Genomic DNA, 14,247 nt, shown 5'->3' with positions numbered 1-14,247 from the left:
CCGCGGCGCGATGATGGCCCGTGGCCATCGCTGATTTCATCCATCTCAAGGTTCGTTCCGCCTACTCGCTCACCGAGGGGGCGAACAAGGTCGACAAGATCGTCTCGCTCGCCAAGGGCGAGGCGATGCCGGCGGTCGCCGTCACCGACCGCAACAACCTCTTCGGCGCACTGGAGTTCTCGCAATACGCCTCCAAGGGCGGCGTCCAGCCCATCGTCGGCTGCGATCTCGGCCTGCGGCGCGAGGAGGAGGGCGGCGTCGCGACGGCGAATAAGCTGCCGACCGTCGACTGGCTGACCCTGCTGGTCCAGAGCGAGGAAGGCTACGTCAACCTGATGCGGCTGGTGAGCCGTGCCCATCTCGAGTTCAAGATGGGATCGGTGGCTGCTCTGCCGATGTCCGAGCTGGAAGGCTCGACCGCAGGGCTGATCGTACTGACCGGGAGCGCGGGCAGCACCGTCGGTCGGCTTCTGGCGTCCGGCCAGACGCCGGCGGCGGCGCACATGCTCGACCGGCTGCAGCGCCTGTTCGACGGCAGGCTGTACCTCGAACTGCAGCGGCACGGCGAGGACACGGAGCGCCGGATCGAGGGGCCGCTCATCGAGCTCGCCTACGAGCGCAACCTGCCGCTGGTCGCGACCAACGACGTGCACTTCCCCAAGAAGTCGATGTACGAGGCGCACGACGTGCTGCTCTGCATCGAGCAGGGCGCGCATATCGACGATCCCAATCGGCGCAGGCTGACGCCCGAGCATTATTTCAAGTCGGCCGCCGAGATGCGCGCCCTGTTCGCCGACATTCCCGAGGCCTGCGACAACACGCTGGTGATCGCCCAGCGCTGCGCCTACATGCCGGCGCCGCGCAAGCCGATCCTGCCACGCTACACGAAGCTCGAGGGCCGCACCGAGGGCGAGGCGCTGCGCGATCTCGCCAAGACCGGCCTCGATGAACTTCAGAAGCTCGGCCGCCTCGCCGACGGGATCAGCTTCGAGAAGTATTCGGACCGGCTGACCTACGAGCTCGACATGATCGAGCGGATGGGCTTCGCCGGCTACTTCCTGATCGTTGCCGACTTCATCCAGTGGGCCAAGGACAACGGCGTCCCGGTCGGTCCCGGCCGCGGCTCGGGCGCGGGCTCGCTGGTCGCCTGGTCGCTCAAGATCACCGACCTCGATCCGCTGCGCTGGGGCCTGCTGTTCGAACGCTTCCTGAATCCCGAACGCGTGTCGATGCCCGACTTCGACATCGACTTCTGCCAGGACAAGCGCGACCGCGTGATCCGCTACGTGCGCGACGAGTACGGCCACGACCGCGTCGCCGCGATCATCACCTTCGGCAAGCTGCAGGCCCGCGCGGTGCTGCGCGATGTGGGCCGCGTGCTGGGCATGCCCTACGGGCAGGTCGACAGGATCTGCAAGCTGGTGCCCAACAATCCAGCCAACCCGGTGACGTTGGCGAAGGCGCTGGAGACCGAGGAGCTGGTGAAGGAACAGTACACTGCCGACGAGGAGATCAAGCGCCTGATCGATCTCGCGCTGCAGCTCGAGGGCCTGTTCCGCAACGCCTCGACCCATGCCGCCGGCGTGGTGATCGGCGACCGGCCGCTCGACCAGCTGGTGCCGCTGTTCCGCGATACAGACAACCAGGATTCCCTGCCGGCCACCCAATTCAACATGAAATGGGTCGAGACGGCCGGCCTCGTGAAGTTCGACTTCCTCGGCCTAAAGACGCTGACCGTCATCGAGAAGGCCTGGGACCTGATCGGGCGCGACCAGATCGACATTCCCAGGCTGCCTCTCGACAACCGCAAGACCTTCGAGCTGCTCTGCCGCGGCGACGGGTCGGGCGTGTTCCAGCTGGAAGGCAACGGCATGCGCGACGTGCTGCGCCGCCTGAAGCCCGACCGCTTCGAGGACATCATCGCCGTCGTGGCGCTCTATCGGCCGGGCCCGATGGAGAACATCCCGAGCTACATCAAGCGCAAGCATGGCGAGGAGGAGCCGGACTACCTGCATCCGCTGCTGGAAGGAATCCTGAAGGAGACCTACGGCATCATGATCTACCAGGAGCAGGTCATGCAGATCGCGCAGGTACTCAGCGGCTACACGCTGGGTGGCGCGGACCTGCTGCGCCGCGCCATGGGCAAGAAGATCCAGGCCGAGATGGACGCGCAGCGGGCGAGCTTCGTCGAGGGCGCGCAGAAGAACGGCGTCGAGAAGGACAGGGCCTCCTCTATCTTCGACCAGGTCGACAAGTTCGCGGGCTACGGCTTCAACAAGAGCCATGCCGCCGCCTATGCGCTGGTCTGCTACCAGACCGCCTATCTCAAAGCGAACCATCCGGTCGAGTTCTTCGCCGCGACGATGACCCTCGACATGGGCAACGTCGAGAAGCTGAACGGCTACCGGCGCGACCTCGACAAGCTCGGCGTCGAGCTTCTGCCTCCGGACGTGAACAAGTCGGCGGCGGATTTCACGGTCGAGAAGACGGAGGACGGCAAGAAGGCGATCCGATATGCGCTGGCCGCCATCAAGGGCGTCGGCCGTGAGGCGATGAGCCGTCTTGCCGAGGAGCGTCGGGAAAAGGGCCCTTTCAAGGATCTGTTCGACTTCGCCGAGCGGCTCGACCAGCGCGTGATCAACAAGCGGCTGCTCGAAAGCCTGGTGAAGGCCGGTGGCTTCGATACGTTGAACAAGAACCGCGCCCAGACCTTCGCGGCCGTCGAGGCGCTGACCCGCCATTCTCAGGCGACGCATGAGTCGCGCGGCAGCGACCAGAACAACCTGTTCGGCGACGACACCGCCCAGCGCCGCCCGCAATTGCCCAAGGTGCCGGACTGGGCGCCGATGGAGCGGCTGCAGAACGAGTTCTCCGCCATCGGCTTCTATCTCTCGTCGCATCCGCTGGCGTCATATGAAAAAAGCCTGCAGAGGCTGGGCGTCTGCCGCGCGGCCGATCTACCGGCATTGCTGGCGCGCGGTACGCCCGGCCGCATCAAGCTCGCCGGCACCGTCATCGACCGCATGGAGCGCACCTCCGCCAAAGGCAACCGATTCGCCTTCCTGCAATGCTCCGATCAGTCCGGCGCCTTCGAGTGCGTCATGTTCAGCGAGCTTCTGAGTTCCAAGCGCAATCTCCTCGAAGCAGGTCAGGCGATCCTGATCTCGGTCGACGGCCGGCTCGACGGCGAGCAGGTCAAGCTCACGGCGCAGTCGGTCGAGAAACTGGAAGATGCGGTCGCGAACTCGGCGGCCGGGCTGCGTATCGTGATCACCGATCCCATGGCGCTCGAAGCGCTGCGCAAGGCGCTCGAAGGAAAGCGCGGGCGAGGGCGGGTGACGCTCGTCGTGCCGATGAACGAGGAGACCGATGCCGAGGTCACCTTGCCAGGCACCTATTCGATCGCCGGCGGCCTGCGCGACACGATCGGCAGCCTGCCGGGCGTCTCGCAGGTCGAGGAAATTTGAGCCGTCAGCCCGGCCTCTTCGAAACCGAGGCCGCAGCGCCGCCCAAGCGCCGGGTGCCCGGGGCCGGCGATGTCCGGCCCGCCCGGGACTCGCCACTGCTCGAGGCGCCGCTACTTCCGGTCGACATCCGGCTCGGCACCTCGTCGTGGTTCTTTCCGGGATGGCGCGGCCTCGTCTACGACGGCGTCCACCCGCAGGTGACGCTGAGCCGCAAGGGGTTGGCGGCCTATGCTGAAATCCCGCTGCTGCGGACGGTCAGCCTCGACCGGACTTTCTACGCGCCGATCTCGACCGCCGACTATGTCCGGTACGCCAGTCAGGTGCCGGAGCACTTCAGCTTCGTGGTCAAGGCACCGGCCATCGTCTGCGATGCCGTGATGCGTGACGAGGAGGGGCGGGGGAAAGTCGCCAATTCGCACTTCCTCGATGCCGCCGTCGCCACCCGCGAGTTCGTGGTGCCCTGCCTGGAGGGGCTCAAGGCCAAGGCCGGCCCCCTGGTCTTTCAGGTGTCGCCGCTGCCACGCAGTCTGGTCGAGGATTCCTCGCTGCTGATCGAGCGGCTGGAGGCCTTCTTTGCCGCGCTGCCAACCGAATTGGGCGGTCGGGCACCGCTTTATGCGCTGGAGCTGCGCAATCCCGAGCTGCTCACCCCGCGCCTGATGCGCATGCTGGGCCGGGCGGGAGTGCGCTACTGCGTCGGGCTGCATGACCGGATGCCCGAGGTCGAGCGACAGGAAGCGGCCCTCAAGGCCCTGGACGGCGGGGAGCCGGGCCCTCTGGTGGTCCGCTGGAACCTGCACCGGGGTTTCCTCTACCAGGCCGCCAAGCAGCGCTACGAGCCGTTCGACAGGCTGGTCGACGAGGATGGGGAAACGCGCCTGATCCTGGCCCGGATGGCCGCCGCAGCTTACAAGGGCGGCCGCAAGGTCTGGATCACGGCCAACAACAAGGCCGAGGGGAGCGCACCGCTCTCGCTCCTCAAACTGGCGCAGGAAATCGCCAAACTGATCGCCTAAGGCCTTGATTTCATTGGCGCTTGCAATTTCGAGCCCAAACCACTAGAAACGCGCCACTTCGCACGCGGGTTTGCGGTCGACGGGGAGACATCCCGGCGCTCGCTCCGGTGTTCCCATTCCGGGAACGACGCCCGCGGAGGTTCAACCGGAAAAGGAGAACGGCATGACCATGCCGACATTCACGATGCGCCAGCTGCTGGAAGCCGGCGTTCACTTCGGCCATCACACGCGCCGCTGGAACCCCAAGATGAAGCCGTACCTGTTCGGGGTGCGCAACGGGGTCCATATCATCGATCTCACGAAGACCGTGCCGCTGCTGGAGCAGGCGCTGAAGCAGGTTCGCGACGTCGTCGCGAGCGGCGGCCGCGTGCTGTTCGTCGGCACCAAGCCGGCGGCTGCCGAACGCGTCGCCGACGCCGCCAAGCGCTGCGGCCAGTACTACGTGAACCACCGCTGGCTGGGCGGCATGATCACGAACTGGAACACCATCTCGGCGTCCATCAAGCGCCTGCGCGAGCTCGACGAGCGCCTGAAGGGCGACGTCGTCGGCCTCACCAAGAAGGAACAGCTCGACCTGACGCGCGAGCGCGAGAAGCTCGAGCGCTCGCTGGGCGGCATCAAGGAAATGGGCGGGACGCCCGACATGCTGTTCATCATCGACACCAACAAGGAGTCGATCGCCGTCCTGGAAGCCCGCAAGCGCGGCATTCCGATCGTTGCGGTGGTCGACAGCAACTCCGATCCGGACGGCATCGATTTCCCGATTCCGGGCAACGACGACGCGATCCGCGCCGTGTCGCTCTATTGCGACCTGCTCGCGGGCTCGGTGCTCGACGGCATCCGTGCCGAGATCGCCGCCACCGGCGGTGACGTCGGCGAACTGGCCGAGCAGCCGGCCGATGAAATCCCGGCGGTCGAGGGCCAGGCTGCCGAGGCCGCCCCGGCCGAGTAATTCGGCCCCTCATCGAAGAGAAATAGACGGGGCCGGTCGGAAGACCGGCCCTTGTTGTACCAAACGGAGCAAGACATGGCTGAGATCACTGCATCGCTCGTCAAGGAACTGCGCGAGAAGACCGGCGCGGGCATGATGGATTGCAAGAAGGCGCTGGGCGAGACCGCCGGCGACGTCGAAAAGGCGGTCGACTGGCTGCGCACCAAGGGACTGTCGGCGGCTTCCAAGAAGGCCGGCCGCATCGCGGCCGAGGGCCTCGTCGGCGTCGCGTCGAGCGGCACGCGCGGTGCCGTCGTCGAGGTCAATGCCGAGACCGACTTCGTCGGCCGCAACGACCAGTTCCAGAAGTTCGTCGCCGCGGCGACCAAGCTCGCGCTCGAGAACGGTGGGGACCTTGCCAAGGTCGCTGCCGCTCCGTTCCCGGGCACGGACCGCGACGTCCAGGGCGAGCTCACCAACCTGATCGCCACGATCGGCGAGAACATGGGGCTGCGCCGCGCCGCCTCGCTGTCGGTGTCGGACGGCGTGGTGGTCGCCTACACGCACAACGCGGTCGCGCCGGACCTCGGCAAGATCGGCGTGCTGGTGGCGCTCGAGTCGACGGGCGACAAGGCAGCGCTCGCCGGGCTCGCCAAGCAGCTCGCCATGCATGTCGCCGCGACCAACCCGCAGTCGCTGACGGTTGCCGAGCTGGATGCCGCCGCCATCGAGCGCGAGCGCGCGGTGCTGGCCGAGAAGGCCGGCCAGCAGGGCAAGACTCCCGAGATCGTCGCCAAGATGGTCGAGGGCGGTCTGCGCAAGTTCCACCAGGAAGTCGTCCTGCTCGAACAGGCCTTCGTGATGGACGGCAAGACCAAGGTCTCGAAGGTCGTCGAGGATGCCGCCAAGACGGCCGGCGCGCCAGTCCGGCTCGTGGGCTTCCTGCGCTTCGCGCTGGGTGAGGGCATCGAGAAGAAGACTGAGGATTTCGCAGCTGAAGTGGCTGCCCAAGCCAACAAGAAGTAGTATTGAAGTTCACAGGCGCGCGGACATGTTGTCCGCGCGCCCAAGACAAACGTAGTCAGAGGCACATCTGATGCCGTCGGGTCCCCAATACCGCCGTGTCCTTCTCAAGCTCTCTGGCGAGGGGCTGATGGGGAATCGGGAATATGGCCTCGATCCCGACATGGTTGCGATGGTCGCACAGGAAGTGAAGACCGTGCATGCCATGGGTGTGCAGATCTGTCTGGTGATCGGGGGCGGCAACATCTTCCGCGGCGTCTCCGCGGCGGCCTCCGGCATGGACCGCGCCAGCGGCGACTACATGGGCATGCTGGCCACGGTCATCAATTCACTCGCGATGCAAAGCGCACTGGAGCGTGTGGGTCTGCAGACCCGCGTGCAGTCGGCCATCCCGATGACCACGGTCTGCGAGCCCTACATCCGCCGCCGCGCGGCCCGGCACATGGAAAAGGGGCGGGTCGTGATCTTCGCGGCGGGCACCGGCAATCCGTTCTTCACCACCGATACCGCGGCGGCCCTGCGCGCGGCGGAGATGGGCGTCAACGCGCTGCTCAAGGGCACGCAGGTCGACGGCGTCTATTCGGCCGACCCGCGCAAGGACAAGAACGCCAAACGCTATGATACGCTCAGCTACATGGAAGTGCTGTCGCGCGACCTGCAGGTGATGGACGCTTCGGCGATCTCGCTTGCGCGCGAGAACCGCATCCCCATCATTGTCTTCGACATCCACAAGCCTGGCGCCTTCGCCGAGACGATGCGCGGCGAGGGCACCTTCACGATCATCAAGGACGAGGCCTGATCATGTCTGCCGATCTCAACGAGCTCGAGAAGCGCATGCATGGCGCGATGGACGCGCTGAAGAAGGAATTCGGCGGCCTGCGGACCGGCCGCGCTTCGGTCAACCTGCTCGACCCGGTGATGGTCGAGGCCTACGGCCAGCGCATGCCGCTGAACCAGGTCGGCACGGTGAGCGCACCCGAGCCTCGGCTCCTGACGGTCAGCGTCTGGGACAAGGGTCTCGTGACCCCGACCGCCAAGGCGATCCGCGAAGCCGGCCTCGGGCTCAATCCGTCGCCGGACGGCCAGATGATCCGCATTCCGATCCCGGAACTCACGACCGAGCGCCGCAATGAGCTCGCCAAGCTCGCGCACAAATATGCCGAGCAGGGCAAGGTGGCCGTCCGCAACATCCGCCGCGACGGCATGGAAGCGCTCAAGAAGGCCGAGAAGGACCGCAAGATCTCGGAAGACGAGCATCGCCAGAAGTCCGACGAGGTGCAGAAGCTCACCGACCGCTACGTCAAGCAGGTCGACGACGTGCTGGCGCACAAGGAAAAAGAGATCAAGACGGTCTGATGCCCACCGCGCCGCTGCCCGCCAGTCCCGATCATCCATCGGGACCCCAGCACGTCGCCATCATCATGGATGGCAATGGACGTTGGGCGAAGGCACGTGGCCTGCCGCGCGTTGCGGGCCATCGGCGCGGCGCCGATGCGGTACGCCGCGTGGTGCGCGGTGCCGGCGAACTGGGCATTCCCGTCCTTACACTCTTTGCCTTCTCGACGGAGAACTGGACTCGGCCCGCCGACGAGGTCGCCGACCTGATGGGCCTCCTGCGCCACTATCTGCGCAACGAACTCGAGGAGTTGCGCAAGAACGGGGCGCGGCTGAGGGTCATCGGTAACCGCGACGGGCTGGCGGCCGACATCGTGCGGGACATCGCCGATGCCGAGAAGACGACGTCCAGTAACGCGCGCATCGACGTCAATATCTGCATCAACTACGGCGCACGCGACGAGATTCTGCGCGCGACCCGGCGGATGGCGCAGAAGGTCGCGAGCGGCGAGATCACAGTCGATGGCATCGACCAGAACAGCTTCGAACGCGAACTTCTGACGGCCGGCCTGCCCGATCCGGATCTCCTGATCCGGACCAGCGGCGAGAAGAGGATCAGCAATTTCCTGCTCTGGCAATGCGCCTACTCGGAGCTGGTTTTCGTCGACACGCTGTGGCCGGACTTCGGCAAGGAACACCTGGAACAGGCCATCGTGGAGTTCCGGCGGCGTGAGCGGCGGTATGGCGGCGTCGGAAGCTGAAGCCCCTGCGCCCCGTGGCGGGCGCTTCGCCGGTCTGCTCGTACGGGCGCTCTCGGCCATCGTGCTTGGCCCGCTGCTGCTTGCGGCCGTTTGGTGCGGCTATCCTTGGATCGATCTGATCGCGGCGCTGGCGGCGCCGGTCATGATCTTCGAATGGACGCGACTCACCCGCGGTGCGCCGGTTTTGCGTGTGCTGGCATGGGCGTATGGGCTCGCCGCCCTGCTGGCCCTGCTGTGGCTGCGACACCAGCCGGCGTTCGGCCGCGAAACCATCCTCTGGGTGCTGATCTGCATCTGGGCGACCGATATCGGCGCCTATTTCGTCGGGCGCACCGCCGGCGGGGCCAAGCTCGCGCCGCGCATCAGCCCTGGCAAGACCTGGTCGGGTCTGATCGGTGGCATGGCCTGGGCGGCTGTGGCGAGTGCGGTGACGGGTTATGCCTTCGGGCTCGGCGAAACGGTGCATCTCGCCCTCGCAGGCGCGGCGCTCGCGGTCGTCGGGCAGGCGGGCGACCTGCTCGAATCGGCCGCCAAGCGGCGCGCCGGGGTGAAGGACAGCGGTCGTCTGATCCCGGGGCATGGTGGATTGCTGGACCGGATCGACGGGCTGATGGCGGTCCTGGTCGCCGTCGCCGTCGCACGGCTTGTCGCGGGCACTTCGTGGCCCTGGACATGAGCAAGTGGGTCGCGCCTTCCCCTGAACACCCTCGAGGGATCACCATTCTCGGTTCGACCGGCTCGGTGGGCCAGAGCACGGTCGATCTGATCGAGCGGGATCCCGCACGCTACCGGGTCGAAGCGCTGGTCGCCAACAGCTCGGTCGAACTGCTGGCCGAGCAGGCGAGGCGCCTGCGGGCCCGCTTGGCCGTCGTCGCCGATCCCGGGCGCTACCGCGCGCTCAAGGAGGCCCTCGCCGGCACCGCGGTCGAGGTCGCCGCCGGCCCGGATGCCGTGGTCGAGGCAGCTTCGCGGCCGGCCGAATGGGTGATGGCGGCCGTGGTCGGCTTCGCGGGTCTCGCACCGACCCTGGTCGCCGCCCGCCGCGGCGCGATGGTGGCCCTGGCCAACAAGGAAGCGCTTGTCTGTGCAGGGCGTCTGCTGCTCGACGCCATCGAGCACTCGGGCGGCGTCCTCCTGCCGGTGGATTCCGAGCACAACGCGATCTTCCAGGTCTTCGAGCCCAACCAGCGTCATGCGGTGGACCGGCTGATCCTGACCGCTTCGGGCGGACCGTTCCGCAACTGGTCGCTGGCTGACATGGCCGACGTCACACCCGAGCAGGCGCTGGCACATCCCAACTGGGACATGGGCGACAAGATCTCGATCGATTCGGCGACGATGATGAACAAGGGGCTCGAACTGATCGAGGCCCAGCTCCTGTTCGGCCTGCCGGAGAACCAGGTCGACATCGTCGTGCATCCGCAATCGGTCATCCATTCGATGGTGTCCTATCGAGATGGCTCCGTGCTGGCCCAGTTGGGAACGGCCGACATGCGTATCCCCATCAGCCATGCCCTGGGGTGGCCCTCGCGCATCGACGGCCCATCGGCCAAGATCGATTTCATGAGCATTCCGGCGCTCACCTTCGAGCGGCCCGATTCCGGCCGCTTTCCGTCCTTACGGTTGGCGCGCGAAGCTCTGGTGACGGGCGGCTATGCGCCCATCGTGTTGAATGCAGCGAACGAGGCGGCGGTGGCGGCTTTCCTGGCGCGCCGGATCGGCTTCCTCGACATCGCTCGCATTGTCGAGGATGTGATGGCGGGGTGGAACGGCCTCTCCGACGCGGTGGATGCCCTCCAGCAGGTGGAGGCGGCGGATCTGGAAGCGCGCAGGGCGGCTGAGGGCTTCTGCCGGGCCAAAGCCTTAAGTAATTGAAGTATAACGAGTTAACTGGTCGAGTAGGGCATGCAAAGCATCGTCAGCCTGTTTACGACATACCTGCCGTACTTCTTCCTGGTCCTGACGCTCCTGGTGTTCGTTCACGAGTACGGCCACTACTGGGTCGGGCGTCGGTTCGGCATCCATGCCGAAGTTTTCTCGATCGGATTCGGGCCCGAGATATTCGGTTGGACCGACCGCAACGGTACGCGCTGGAAGATCTCGATCATCCCGCTGGGCGGCTATGTGAAGTTCCTGGGCGACAACGACGCCACGAGCGCCACGCCGAGCGATGAGCCGCTTTCTCCCAGCGAGCGCAAGCGCGCCTTCTTCAGCCAGCCGCTCTATGCGCGCGCCGCGGTCGTGCTGGGCGGGCCCATGGCCAACCTCCTTTTCGCATTCCTGCTGCTGACGGGCGTGTTCTTCTTCGCGGGCGAGCCCTATACGCCCACGACGGTTGCAGTCCAGGTCGAAGGACCCGCGGCCAGGGCCGGGCTGCGCACGGGTGACGAGATCGTCCGCCTCGCGGACAAGCGCATCGACCGCTACGAGGACATCCAGGAGGCCCAGTTCCTCTACTGGGCCAAGCCCATGCCGGTCGAATACCGCCGCGGCAACCAACTGCTCCGCGGCGAGATCCAGCCGCAGTATTGCGAGCGCACCGATCGCTACAACAACACGCTGCGCTACGGCGACCTCGGGATCGACCAGTTCATCCGCCCCGTGGTCGGTGGCTTCACCGCGAACAGCCCGGCCGAGGCCGCGGGGCTTAAGGTCGGTGATCTTCTGGTGGCGATCGACGGCAAGCCGGTCGAATATTTCTCCCGCATCCCCGAACTGATCGGCAAGAGTGGCGGCCAGCCCGTGCAGGTCAAGTACGAGCGCGAAGGGCGCTACGGCGAGACGACCATCACGCCCATCGTCGACAAGACCGTCGATTGTGCCGGCAAGGAGCAGATTGTCGGGCGCCTTCGCGTGCGTCCCGCGGCCGTGACCGAGTTGCGGCAGCATGGCGTGATCGGGGCCATGGGAGCGGGTGTGCGCGCCGTGTGGGGCATGACTTCCATGTTCTATACGTCCATGGGACAGATCCTGACCGCGACACGGCCTGTGGATGAACTGGGCGGGCCGATCCGCATCGCCAAGGCGGCGGGCGAGGCGTCCTACGCCGGCTGGGCGGGTATTCTCAATCTCGTCATCGCGTTGTCCGTGGTGCTGGGCATCTTCAATTTGCTGCCGGTGCCCATGCTCGATGGCGGCCATCTCGCGATGTATGCCTATGAAGCCGTGCGCGGAAAGCCGCTGAGCCTTCGCGCACAGGAAGTGGGACTGAAGCTCGGATTCGCACTGGTGATCGGCATGGCGCTGATCGCAACTTTCAATGACATCAGGCTTTTGCTGCGCTGAGTTGAGGCGTTGGCGCTGCTTCGCAACTGGGGACAAAAGGGGTGGCTTAGAACCCCTTGCCGGTCTAGAAAGCTGCGTTCACGTTTTTGACCATCGGCAGGTCTGACTGGCGCCGGGGGTGAGTTTGATCTTTCGTTGGGCCGTACTGGCCATTGTTGCAATCCTGTCCTTGAGCGCGCCGGCACACGCCCAACGTGGTGCTGCGGCCGGCGGTACGATTGCCGGAATTCAGATCCAGGGAAATGTCCGCGCGGAGCCGGAAACCATCCGCTCCTATCTGCAACTCAAGGTCGGGGAGCCTTTCGACGCGGCCGCGGCCGACCGCTCGCTGAAGGCGCTGTTCGCGACCGGGCTGTTCTCGGACGTTGTGATCGAGATGCAGGGGGCCACCCTCGTTGTGAAGGTGACCGAGAACCCGATCATCAATCGCGTCGCGTTCGAGGGGAACAGCAAGATCGAGGACGACAAGCTGCGCGACGAAGTGCAGTCGAAGCCTCGTCAGGTCTATACCCGCGCGCGCGTGCAGGCCGACGTCGATCGGATCCTGACGATCTACCGGCGCAGCGGCCGCTACAATGCCTCCGTCGAGCCCAAGGTCATCAACCTGGAGCAGGGCCGCGTCGACCTGGTTTTCGAGATCAACGAGGGCGACGTCACCGGCGTGAAGCGCATCAGCTTCGTCGGCAACGAGGCCTTCGGCGACGGCACGCTGCGCGGCAAGATCCGGACCTCCGAGAGTGCCTGGTGGCGTTTCCTGTCGTCGGACGACCGCTTCGACCCGGACCGGCTGAACCTCGATCGCGAGCTTCTGCGCAAATTCTATCTGTCCGAGGGGTATGCCGACTTCCGCGTGGTTTCTGCGGTCGCTGAGCTGGCGCCCAACCGCGAGGGCTTCTTCATCACCTTCACGATCAGTGAGGGGCCGCGCTACAAGTTCGGCAAGGTCGACGTCACCAGCCGCTTCCAGGGTCTCGATACCGACGTTCTGCAGACCTTCCTCACCATCGCCCCGGGCGACTGGTTCGATGCCGATGCCATCGAGAAGTCGGTTTCCAACATCCAGGAGGCGGTGGGCTCGCTGGGCTACGCCTTCGTGGAAGTGCGCCCGAACATCCGGCGCAACAAGGACAACGATACCGTCGACGTGATCTTCGACGTCCAGGAAGGCCCCCGCGTCTACGTCGAGCGCATCAACATCTCGGGCAACACCCGTACGCTCGATAAGGTCATCCGGCGCGAGTTTCGCCTGGCCGAAGGCGATGCGTTCAGCACAGCCAAGGTCCGACGCAGCCAGCAGCGCCTCCGGAACCTGGGATTCTTCGAGAAAGTCGACGTATCGGCCGCGCCGGGTTCGTCGCCGGACAAGACGAACCTCGAAGTCCAGGTGGTCGAGCAGAGCACGGGCGAAATCTCGTTCGGCGCCGGTTACTCGACGACCGCCGGCATCGTCGGTGACATCGCGATCAAGGAGCGTAACCTGCTGGGCAAGGGGCAGGAGGCACGCCTCGGCCTCTCGCTTGGTACGCTCAGCACCTCGATCGACCTGGGTTTCACCGAGCCCTACTTCATGGATCGGCAGGTCTCGGCCGGTTTCGACCTCTTCCGGACGTCGAATGATCGCCAGTCGGTCGCGAGCTACAGCGACCGCAGCCTGGGCTTTGCCCTGCGCGGCGGCTGGGCCTACTCCGAGGATATCCGGCAGATCGTCCGGTATACGCTCCGGCAGACGGACATCTACAACGTCCAGCCCTGGGCCTCGCCGCTCATCCAGCAGAGTTCGGGCACGCAGGTCGTTTCCGAAGTTTCCGAGACGATTCTGTGGGATACCCGTGACGTCCGTCTCAATACGACCAAGGGCTTCATGGTGCGCAACTCGATCGCCGCAGCCGGCTTGATCGGAACGGAGCAGTACCTGCGCACTACGGCCGACGCGGTTTATTACAAGTCGCTGTTCGAGGATTTCGTCTGGTCGATCGGCGCTTCGGCCGGCCTCGTGTTGCCCTACAACGGATCCTACATCCGCCTGAACAATCTGTTCTTCATCGGCGGCGACACGATGCGCGGCTTCACGGTCGGCGGTATCGGCCCCCGCGACGGGAACACGACGGACTCTCTCGGTGGTCAGTACTACTATACCGCCACGACCGAGCTCTCCTATCCGCTGCCGCTGATTCCGAAGGAGGTCGGCCTTCTGGGCAAGGCGTTCGTGGACATTGGCTCGCTGTGGGGCGTCCAGGCGCAGAGCTATGGCGCGACCTCGGTTCTGACCAGCCAATTGATGCGCGTTTCTACCGGTGTCGGCGTCCAGTGGGTTTCGCCGTTCGGCCCCATCCGCATCGACTACGCGGTCCCGATCCAATACGAGTCGTGGGACAAGCAGCAGGCCGTGCGGTTCAGCTTCGGCACGCGCTTCTGAGCGGGAAGAGGCC

At 65.6% G+C, this 14,247-nt stretch carries 11 protein-coding genes; all 11 read left to right on the top strand.

Annotated features, from left to right (window positions below; all coding sequences use genetic code 11):
- Positions 1–20 precede the first annotated feature (20 nt).
- The 11 genes from dnaE to bamA all read left to right on the top strand — a co-directional run bounded on the left by dnaE (position 21) and on the right by bamA (position 14,234).
- Positions 21–3,467, top strand: coding sequence for a DNA polymerase III subunit alpha (dnaE, locus tag KQ910_RS25430; protein ID WP_216966596.1), 3,447 nt, complete (start codon positions 21–23; stop codon positions 3,465–3,467).
- Positions 3,464–4,483 (top strand): DUF72 domain-containing protein, encoded by a 1,020-nt coding sequence (locus tag KQ910_RS25425; protein ID WP_216966594.1) that lies wholly within the window; start codon positions 3,464–3,466, stop codon positions 4,481–4,483. Before dnaE ends, KQ910_RS25425 begins: the two co-directional genes overlap by 4 nt.
- 163 nt (positions 4,484–4,646) lie before the next feature.
- Complete coding sequence (gene rpsB, locus KQ910_RS25420; protein WP_216966592.1) at positions 4,647–5,435, top strand: 30S ribosomal protein S2; 789 nt, start codon at positions 4,647–4,649, stop codon at positions 5,433–5,435.
- 75 nt (positions 5,436–5,510) lie between these two features.
- Positions 5,511–6,440, top strand: a complete 930-nt coding sequence (gene tsf / locus KQ910_RS25415; RefSeq protein WP_216966590.1) for a translation elongation factor Ts — start codon at positions 5,511–5,513, stop codon at positions 6,438–6,440.
- A 70-nt stretch (positions 6,441–6,510) separates the two neighbouring features.
- Complete coding sequence (gene pyrH / locus KQ910_RS25410) at positions 6,511–7,236, top strand: UMP kinase (RefSeq protein WP_216966588.1); 726 nt, start codon at positions 6,511–6,513, stop codon at positions 7,234–7,236.
- Positions 7,237–7,238: 2 nt separating this feature from the next.
- On the top strand, positions 7,239–7,793 hold the full coding sequence (gene frr, locus KQ910_RS25405; protein WP_216966586.1) for a ribosome recycling factor: 555 nt from the start codon (positions 7,239–7,241) through the stop codon (positions 7,791–7,793).
- Positions 7,793–8,533 carry an isoprenyl transferase gene (locus tag KQ910_RS25400; RefSeq protein ID WP_216966584.1) on the top strand — a complete coding sequence of 247 codons (741 nt, stop codon included), beginning with the start codon at positions 7,793–7,795 and terminating at the stop codon, positions 8,531–8,533. The genes frr and KQ910_RS25400 overlap by 1 nt, the downstream gene beginning before the upstream one ends.
- Positions 8,514–9,209, top strand: coding sequence for a phosphatidate cytidylyltransferase (locus KQ910_RS25395; RefSeq protein WP_216966581.1), 696 nt, complete (start codon positions 8,514–8,516; stop codon positions 9,207–9,209). The genes KQ910_RS25400 and KQ910_RS25395 overlap by 20 nt, the downstream gene beginning before the upstream one ends.
- Positions 9,206–10,408: a 1-deoxy-D-xylulose-5-phosphate reductoisomerase gene (locus tag KQ910_RS25390; RefSeq protein WP_216966579.1), complete on the top strand. Its 1,203-nt coding sequence runs from the start codon at positions 9,206–9,208 to the stop codon at positions 10,406–10,408. Before KQ910_RS25395 ends, KQ910_RS25390 begins: the two co-directional genes overlap by 4 nt.
- Positions 10,409–10,438: 30 nt before the next feature.
- Positions 10,439–11,818: an RIP metalloprotease RseP gene (rseP, locus tag KQ910_RS25385; RefSeq protein ID WP_216966576.1), complete on the top strand. Its 1,380-nt coding sequence runs from the start codon at positions 10,439–10,441 to the stop codon at positions 11,816–11,818.
- 169 nt (positions 11,819–11,987) lie between these two features.
- Entirely contained in the window at positions 11,988–14,234 is a 2,247-nt protein-coding gene (gene bamA / locus KQ910_RS25380) for an outer membrane protein assembly factor BamA (protein WP_216966575.1), read from the top strand.
- Positions 14,235–14,247: the final 13 nt, after the last annotated feature.

It is taken from the genome of Reyranella humidisoli (assembly GCF_019039055.1).
In the GTDB taxonomy this organism is placed as follows: Bacteria; Pseudomonadota; Alphaproteobacteria; order Reyranellales; family Reyranellaceae; genus Reyranella; species Reyranella humidisoli.
The sequence above is the reverse complement of the archived record's forward strand: the minus strand, read 5'-3'. Positions and strand labels throughout refer to the sequence as shown.